Genomic DNA, 7,815 nt, shown 5'->3' with positions numbered 1-7,815 from the left:
TAACGAACATCGGTTTTTTTGAGAATGAAGCTACCTAAAACGGCGAAGAGCCAGGATCTACCGGCGACGCGACGGAGGATGCGTTTCGGTAGAGGGTTGCTGGAGCAATTAAGGGCATTCGCCGCCCGCTGTGCGAGTGCGTTTGATTTGTTGAAGCGATTCCGGGGTGCGCAGGAGTGACAAAATGGAGGAGAGTAAATGCCAATTATCAGATCAACTACGGCCCTTGCAGCAATCGCGAGCGGTTTCTTCTTGACGGGTGTGGATCATGCCGATGCCGCTGTCGCCGGAGATTTTCCCAATCAGTTTCTATCTTGCTTTGACGCGGCGAATCTCACGGAGATTGAGCTTCCAGCGGATGTCCAAGGTTTTCGCCTGATCGAAATTGCAGAGCATGCCGGAGATAAGGGTATGCCGGCGCATTGTGAAATTGTCGGTGCGATCAATGATCGGATCAGCCCTGTGGACGGGCAACATTATTCGATCAAGTTTCGACTCAGGTTGCCGCAGGACTGGAATGGCCGCTTCTACATGGAGGGGGGCGGCGGCTCGAACGGCGCATTGAAAGACGCCATGGGGCCGACGGGGCTCAACCAAGAGGATTCTGCTCTTGAGCGTGGCTTTGCGGTCGTGACAACAGATTCAGGCCATGACAATGACACCAACTCCGACAGCAATGCCTCGGGGCGCTCCGCATTCGGCATGGATCCGCAGGCGCGGCTTGATTTCGGCTACATGTCCTATGATATTGTGACACGTGTAGGGAAGGCAATTGTCGAGAAATATTATGGTGCTGCACCTGAAAAGTCCTATTTCATCGGTTGTTCGGAAGGCGGACGCGAAGCTGCGCTGATGACGCAGCGCTATCCCGATCTGTATGATGGTATTGCGGCCGGTGCACCGGGGATCCACTTCTCATACTCGGCAGCCTATGCGCCGTTTCTGCTCAGAATCTTTGGGAACCTGGCGGAAACGCGGAACCAGTCGGGGCCTGACGGAATCCCGCTGCTGAACAAGCTTTATTCGGACAACGACGTTCAACTGATCGCTGACGCGGTTGTTGGTGCCTGCGATGCGCTGGACGGGTTGGAGGACCGGATGTCCAATAATATTGAGGCCTGTACGACTGTTACAGTGCTTCCGCGACTGAGAGCACTTACTTGTTCTGGTGCAAAGGAAGAAGGTTGCCTGCTGGAGGATCAGATCGACGCCTTTGTCGCCGGGATGGCCGGACCCGTGACATCAGACGGGACAAGGCTGTATCCCGGCCATCCCTGGGATCCCGGTATCGGCGGGCGGATCGGCGACAGCGTGAATGACGGATTCCGGTCGTGGTGGTTCGGTTCCTATGACAGCGACCAAAACAATGCCCGCAAAGTGACCCTCAGCACTCCGCAACACGCAATGCTCTGGCAGACCCCACCGGTGCCTCTGCGCCCGGATGAATATGTGCGGTTCGAGATGAACTTCAACATAGACGAGACGCCGGCGCTCGCCTATGCGACTACCGATCTTTACCCCGTCTCGTCGGCCGAACTTGGTAACGCGGATTCGCCGGACCTTTCCGATTTCGCATCCCGCGGCGGAAAGCTCGTGATCTATCACGGAGCGGCAGACGCAGCATTTTCCGCACTTGATACGATCAAGTACTGGAATGCCGTCAACGAGACAGCCGATGGTCAGGCAGCGGACTTTGCGCGGCTATTTATTATCCCCGGGATGAACCATTGCCAGGGAGGTCCGGCAACAGACGATGTCGACCTGCTGACCCCGCTGATGGCTTGGGTCGAGGACGATCTTCCCATCGAACGGCTTGAAGCCACGGTGTCCAACCCGGACTATTTTGGCGGCAAGAATCTTTCGCGTCCTCTGTGTCCGTACCCGCTCTATGCCGAGTACGATGGGGAAGGAGATCCGTCGAGCGCAGAGAGCTTCACCTGCGTCGCCAACTGACAAGCAACGAGAGGTGGGCGGCACAGCATATGCCGCCCACCGTGTCCTTGAGCCATCCGATGGCGGCCGACGGGGTGAACTGCCATCCCGCCAAATAACAGCAGCTATCGTTGCTGGCATTGGGGTCAGGATTCATAACCAATAGATGACGACAGCCGCGAGGGCGATGGCTGAGAGGAGCACCTTTGGGCATCGGTCATAGCGGGTCGCGACGCGCCTCCAGTCCTTTAGCCTGCCGAACATGATCTCGATCCGGTTGCGCCGCTTGTGGCGTCGCTTATCGTATTTGACCGGCGTCTTCCGCTGTTTTCGACCGGGGATGCAGGCGCGTATGCCCTTGTCCTGCAATGCTTTTCGGAGCCAGTCGGCATCATAGCCGCGATCACCGAGCAGCCATTTGAAGTTTGGCAGGCCGCTGAGCAGGGCCCGTGCGCCGATGTAATCGCTCACCTGTCCCGCAGTGACGAACAGGTCGATCGGTCGTCCCTGACTGTCACAGATGGCGTGAAGTTTAGTGTTCATGCCGCCTTTGGTTCGCCCGATCAGGCGGCCACGCCCCCATTTTTGACGGCCATGCTGGTCGCCGTTCGGTGGGCCTTCAGCAATGTCGCATCGATCATCACGGTCGTCTCTTCGCCGTGTGCCGCCGCTAGCCCGACCATCATCCGCGCGAAGATCCCCTTTTCGCTCCATCGCTTCCAGCGGCTGTAAAGCGTCTTGTGTGGATCATAGGCGGAAGGCGCATCTCGCCAGCGTAAGCCATTGCGGTTGATGAAGATAATCCCACTCAGCACGCGTCTGTCGTCGACCCGAGGCTTACCGTGAGACTTGGGAAAGAAACGGGCCAGACGTGCCATCTGCGCGTCGGTCAGCCAGAAGAGATCGCTCATTTCAACGCTCCGTTTTCGGAGCCGTGAATCATGCTGTGCAACCGAAATCAATGCATCCTGACCCTAGAGAACGATTGCAGGGCCGCTCGGCGGACGGATCGCGCGAGCCGGTGCGGATCATCGAGCATCCCGACGTGCGCAAGATGCTGTTGACTGGCCAGGCTCTCACCAAGGCCGGGCGGGCGCTGGCGGTCTTCACAGCCTTGCAGATGGATGTCGCCGAGCGCCACCCGGACCAGGACCGGAGGCGGAAGGCCGAGGGGCTTGTGGCGCTTCTGACGCCGGTGGTAAAGGCGGCCTTCACGGATTTCGGCTTCGAGATCACGGTACAATCCCAGCACGTGTTCGGCGGTCACGGATACATTCGCGAGTGGGGAATGGAGCAGTATGTGCGCGACGCCCGGATCGCTCAGATCTACGAAGGGACCAACGGGGTTCAGGCGATGGATCTGGTTTCCCGCAAACTGCCGCTGGAAGATGGCGCGGTCGCCCGCGGTTTTTTTGACCTGATGCGCGCAGATATCGTGAGAGCGAAGGGGGTGCCGCAGTTCGACAGCACCATACAGGCCGTCGAGGGAGCGCTCGGCAGGCTGGAGAAGCTGACCGACGAGCTTGTTGCCAAACGGGGCGACGCTGTGGAACTGGGTGCAAGCGCGACCGATTACCTGGGGTTCGTCGCGCTGGTGAGCTTCGCCTGGATGTGGGTCCGCATGGCGGCAAGCTGCGACCGGGATACTTCGGCGAAGCCACATTGCCGCAGCATATCCGCTTTAGCTCGGTTTTTCGCTGCAAGAGTCCTTCCTCAGACCCAGGCTTTGGACGCTGCAATCCACTCCGGCGCCACCGAAACAATGGCGCTGGCGGACGAACTACTCCGAGCGGACCAAAGCCGTCGATAAAGCCAAACCCCTGGGCAGGTCCGCTTAGTCGAGCCGCTTAACCCACTAGCGAACTCCATCCGAAGGCCGTGCCGTAAGGCAAATTTCACTTCCCTTGAAGCAAGACTTTTCGGGACTTTCATCGTTCAACTCTGCATCCGCGAAGTTGACATCACGCCTCAAAATGCACAAAAATAGGGAAAATGTAAATTTTTCACGGTGGCAGAATATGGGGGAAACTAAGAAATCCGTGAGCAGGACGGCGCAGACCTATGAACGTATCCGGTACGCGATCATCAGTGCGGAGATCTTTCCTGGCGAGCGGTTGAAGATCGACGAGTTGTGCAAGAGATTCGACGCGAGTTCCGGTGCCATTCGTGAGGCCCTGTCTCGCTTGTCTTCCGACGGATTGGTGCTAGCAGAGCCTCAAAAGGGGTTCGTGGTCGCGCCTATCGCGCGCCGGGATCTGATCGAACTGTCGGAGGTCCGCTCCGTAATCGAAATGCGATGTCTCGAGCAATCGATCCGCAACGGGGGGGTCGCCTGGGAGGTTGCCGTGCTCTCCGCTCGACATGAGTTGAACGCGGTGTCGCACGCTAGAATTCTGCCGGAGACAGGGGAGTACAAGGATTACTACCTTCGGCATCAGAAGTTCCATGACGCGCTCGTCTCGGCTTGCCCAAATGCGTGCTGGTTGGAAATTCGCAGCTTGCTTTATCTCCGGTCCGAGCGCTACCGCCGCATCGCGATGCCAGTGGACGAGACCGGGCGCTCGGTTGAGAAGGAGCACAACGAGATAGCCGATCTAGCGCTCGCCCATGATGTCGATGGCGCTGTCGCCGCCATAGAACGCCACATCCAAAATACCACAGATATGATGCTTCGTGCGAACCTGCCGGAACTTGCCTCTGAGTGATCTGCTTGGGCATTGTGCCCCCGAACGAGACACCGCAACCGACTGGTCTTGCCCCCGTTTCAGCGGACACTCAGGCGGTTGCGGTTTGAGCTGCGATGAACTCGCGCGGTGAGCGCATCTTCAGCCCCGCGACCGAGGTGATTTTCTACTCCATGTGGCACGAGCGAGCTGGTGACAATGTCTACGGCACTTGACCGTCTTGGCATGTAATTACCCCGCCAAGGTCGGGCCGTTGCAGATGCAGCATGGAGGCTTCAACATGGCGGACATCGGCCTCCTGCAGCTTATCTTATTGTTAATTAATAGTTAATTGTACTTCACGCGGATTGCATCGTCTCCGCCAGCCATCGATTGACTTTACTAAAAATACATTTTAGTTAAGATAATGCGTAATTTGCCGCATCCTGATTGGACAGTTGAACGGCGAGACGTGAGGGAGGAAGCGCGCAACACCGGGTCAACTACCTCAGTCTGGTTCGGGCCAGGTGCAGGCATCTGCTGTGCATGTGAGGGCGCCGGTGGACAAGGCGCGTGGTGAAGCGGTCAGCTCTGCGACAGAAGATCATTAATGGGAGGAAAATATGAACAACACTAGAACACTAGCCGCGACAATCATGGCGATTGCGATGACGACCAGCGCGGTAGGAGCGGAGACGCTGCGACTTCTCACGTCTTGGCCCTCAAGCGACACACTGACATACGCGCAGGTCGAGGGGTTCAAGGACGCGGTCGAAGCGGGCAACGCGGACTTGCAGGTGGAGTTGAACGGCCCGGAAGTGGTGCCCGCCTTCGAGCAACTCCAACCGGTGAAATCCGGGGTCTTCGACCTGCTCTACACTCACGGCGCTTATCACGCTGGATCGAGGGGGCTAGGATTGGTGACCGACGTGATCGCTCCAGACGTGGATTTGCGACGGTCCTCTGGCGTGTTCGCCGCTTTAGATGCGTTCTACCAGGAGACTCATGGGCTGAAACTCATCGCCATCTCGCCGCTGGCCCCGCAGGGGTATCATTGCTACTTCCGTATGCCGATTGACCCGGAAAACGATTGGTCCGGCCTAAAAGTACGCGGTATCTCGAGCTTTCAGGGTGTGATCGCGGCCATGGGGGCCCAGCCCGTCGCGATGCCGTTTTCCGAAACCTATACCGCGCTCGACCGCGGTGTCGTCGATGGGGCGTGTGGGCCGAGTAGTGGCATGGTCGCCACTAAACATTACGAGGTTGCGCCCTACCGCGTGATGCCGTCATTCGGCAATGTCGATGGCTTGTTCCTGATGAACCTCAATCGCTGGAACGGACTGAGCGACGCGCAGAAGGCCCTCATCGAAAAGGTCGCTGTGACACTCGAGCACGACAATCTAGAAGCCGGCCACGCTTACGTCGAAAACGAACAGAGCCAGCTGGAGAACCTCGGTGTGCAAGTTGTCAAGCTTTCCCCCGAGAACGCAGACATAGTTCAAGATGGCTGGGTGTCGCACAACTGGCAGTTGGCCGAGACCTGCTGCGGCGAGGCGGCCACAGCCCTGCGCGAACTTGCCGAGAACGCTGGTCTCACGAAGTGACATCGCTGCGCTCGTTGAAGCTGCAATTCCTCTTCAACGGGCGCAGTGAGGAGACTGTCAAATGGAAAGCCCAAGCAGTATGTCAAATCAGTTCGGAACCCTTCGAGATGCGATCACGAGCGTGTTCTACGTGATCGCCAAGTTGTGCCTTCTGGCCATCGTAGGCAGTTATTTACTCGAGATCGTGGCAAGATATTTCTTCAGCAAGCCGCAGTGGTGGGTCGAAGAGACCGTATCCTACCTGCTTCTCGCCTCGGTGATGATGTCGATGCCAAAGATCACACAAGACAAGGCTCACGTTGCTCTGTCCGCAGTGCTCGAATATCTCGGCGAGCGGGCGCGGGATCGTTGGGTGGTTGCACTGAACCTTGTATCGGGCATCGTTTGCCTGCTTATCACGGTACTTTCGCTCGTTGAGAACCATCGCCAGTTCGTCGACGGCATTCTCCTAATCAAGGTCGGCTCAATCCAAAAGGTCTTCATCTCGATCTGGATCACATACGGGTTTCTCTGGTCTGCTCTATACTTTTTCCGCGACGCATATGCCGGGCTTCATACGGCGCTACGCTGCCGCCAGGAGGTCCTGTGATGGCGTGGTGGATTCTCATTCCGTGCGGGTTCGCGTTCCTGATCATCGTCTTCGCCTCCGGCGTTCCGATGTTCGTCGGCTTTCTCCTCGCCAATATCGGCGGACTACTTCTGCTAGTGGGGTCGAAGGGATTTCCGCTAATCGTCAATTCGATCTTCGACACGCTAACCGGGACCGTCCTAGCCGCCGTGCCCCTCTTTATCCTAATGGGCGAGATACTGTTCAGGTCAGGTTCCGTAAACCGACTGCTAGACTCAGTGGACACGCTCATCCGCGGGATCCACGGTCGGCTCTACATCGTGACGCTAGTGCTCTCGGTGATCTTCGGAGCCCTATCGGGATCCACCATGGGTGTGTCCGCGATGATGGCGCGGCTGCTCTACCCTGAGATGATGCGCCGGGGTTACGACAGCCGACTCACGATTGGCGCAATACTGTCGGGTGCCTCGCTGGCCCCGATCATTCCGCCGAGCATCGCCATTGTTATCACCGCCATGCTGACGAACGTTTCCGTCGCCAAGCTCCTGATCGCTGGCATCCTGCCCGGCATTTTACTTGCCGCCATGTTCATTGCCTACATCGCCCTCCGGCTGGTCTTGACGCCGTCAGTGGCGCCACGCAAAGGCGACGAACTGCTCAACCCTATTTCTCTCAGGGACGTGGCCAAAGCCATCGCGGGGATCCTTCCATTCAGCATCATCATCTTCTGCGTAATCGGGACGATCCTGCTGGGTATCGCTACGCCGACGGAAGCGGCGGCCGCCGGCGTATTCGGAGCCACATTACTGTCGGTCGCGCAAGGCACTTTCAAGCCTAGCGTACTGTCTGAGTCCGTCGCCTCCACGCTGCAGGTGTCGCGTAGCCCTTAATTGTGAGATGAGAAATTCAATGAATTCAACGACTGTGTTTTGCCCTTAAATATGAGATTTTGCCTTTAATTCCGATATTTTTGCCCTTAAACCTGAGACAGGGTTCACAGGCTTGTGCGGCAGATATCGATGGAAAATGATGGCGAAGACTCAGTTGC

At 57.5% G+C, this 7,815-nt stretch carries 7 protein-coding genes; 6 read left to right on the top strand and 1 reads right to left on the bottom strand.

Annotated features, from left to right (window positions below; translation table 11 throughout):
• Window positions 1-198 precede the first annotated feature (198 nt).
• Entirely contained in the window at window positions 199-1,953 is a 1,755-nt protein-coding gene (locus tag N4A58_RS16710; RefSeq protein ID WP_097374464.1) for a tannase/feruloyl esterase family alpha/beta hydrolase, read from the top strand.
• A gap of 132 nt (window positions 1,954-2,085) precedes the next feature.
• On the opposite strand, the gene N4A58_RS16705 is transcribed toward N4A58_RS16710, so the two are convergent.
• Window positions 2,086-2,843 (bottom strand): IS5 family transposase gene (locus N4A58_RS16705; protein WP_293711605.1). Its coding sequence is split into 2 segments (ribosomal slippage): window positions 2,086-2,507 and window positions 2,507-2,843, totalling 759 coding nucleotides; the frame shifts between segments, so codons are not numbered across the junction.
• 74 nt (window positions 2,844-2,917) lie between these two features.
• On the opposite strand from N4A58_RS16705, the gene N4A58_RS16700 reads away from it, so the two are divergent.
• The 5 genes from N4A58_RS16700 to N4A58_RS16680 all read left to right on the top strand — a co-directional run bounded on the left by N4A58_RS16700 (window position 2,918) and on the right by N4A58_RS16680 (window position 7,657).
• Window positions 2,918-3,742 (top strand): acyl-CoA dehydrogenase, encoded by an 825-nt coding sequence (locus N4A58_RS16700; protein WP_293711602.1) that lies wholly within the window; start codon window positions 2,918-2,920, stop codon window positions 3,740-3,742.
• 208 nt (window positions 3,743-3,950) lie between these two features.
• Entirely contained in the window at window positions 3,951-4,637 is a 687-nt protein-coding gene (locus N4A58_RS16695) for a GntR family transcriptional regulator (RefSeq protein ID WP_198405288.1), read from the top strand.
• A 581-nt stretch (window positions 4,638-5,218) separates the two neighbouring features.
• A complete protein-coding gene (gene dctP / locus N4A58_RS16690) occupies window positions 5,219-6,199 on the top strand; it encodes a TRAP transporter substrate-binding protein DctP (RefSeq protein ID WP_097374467.1) in 981 nt (326 codons plus the stop codon).
• Window positions 6,200-6,260: 61 nt separating this feature from the next.
• Window positions 6,261-6,788, top strand: a complete 528-nt coding sequence (locus tag N4A58_RS16685) for a TRAP transporter small permease (RefSeq protein WP_097374468.1) — start codon at window positions 6,261-6,263, stop codon at window positions 6,786-6,788.
• The gene (locus N4A58_RS16680) at window positions 6,788-7,657 is read left to right on the top strand and encodes a TRAP transporter large permease subunit (RefSeq protein WP_097374469.1); all 870 of its coding nucleotides are present in this window, start codon (window positions 6,788-6,790) and stop codon (window positions 7,655-7,657) included. The genes N4A58_RS16685 and N4A58_RS16680 overlap by 1 nt, the downstream gene beginning before the upstream one ends.
• The last annotated feature ends 158 nt before the right edge of the window (window positions 7,658-7,815 follow it).

This window comes from Donghicola sp., assembly GCF_025210255.1.
GTDB classification, from domain to species: Bacteria; Pseudomonadota; Alphaproteobacteria; order Rhodobacterales; family Rhodobacteraceae; genus Donghicola; species Donghicola eburneus.
This window is presented reverse-complemented; position numbering and strand designations above follow the sequence as displayed.

What these genes read in the sequence shown, in the direction of transcription:
- N4A58_RS16710 (WP_097374464.1), top strand. Translation starts at nt 199, where the DNA reads ATGCCAATTATCAGATCAACTACGGCCCTTGCAGCAATCGCGAGCGGT.
- N4A58_RS16695 (WP_198405288.1), top strand. Translation starts at nt 3,951, where the DNA reads ATGGGGGAAACTAAGAAATCCGTGAGCAGGACGGCGCAGACCTATGAA.
- dctP (WP_097374467.1), top strand. Translation starts at nt 5,219, where the DNA reads ATGAACAACACTAGAACACTAGCCGCGACAATCATGGCGATTGCGATG.
- N4A58_RS16685 (WP_097374468.1), top strand. Translation starts at nt 6,261, where the DNA reads ATGGAAAGCCCAAGCAGTATGTCAAATCAGTTCGGAACCCTTCGAGAT.
- N4A58_RS16680 (WP_097374469.1), top strand. Translation starts at nt 6,788, where the DNA reads ATGGCGTGGTGGATTCTCATTCCGTGCGGGTTCGCGTTCCTGATCATC.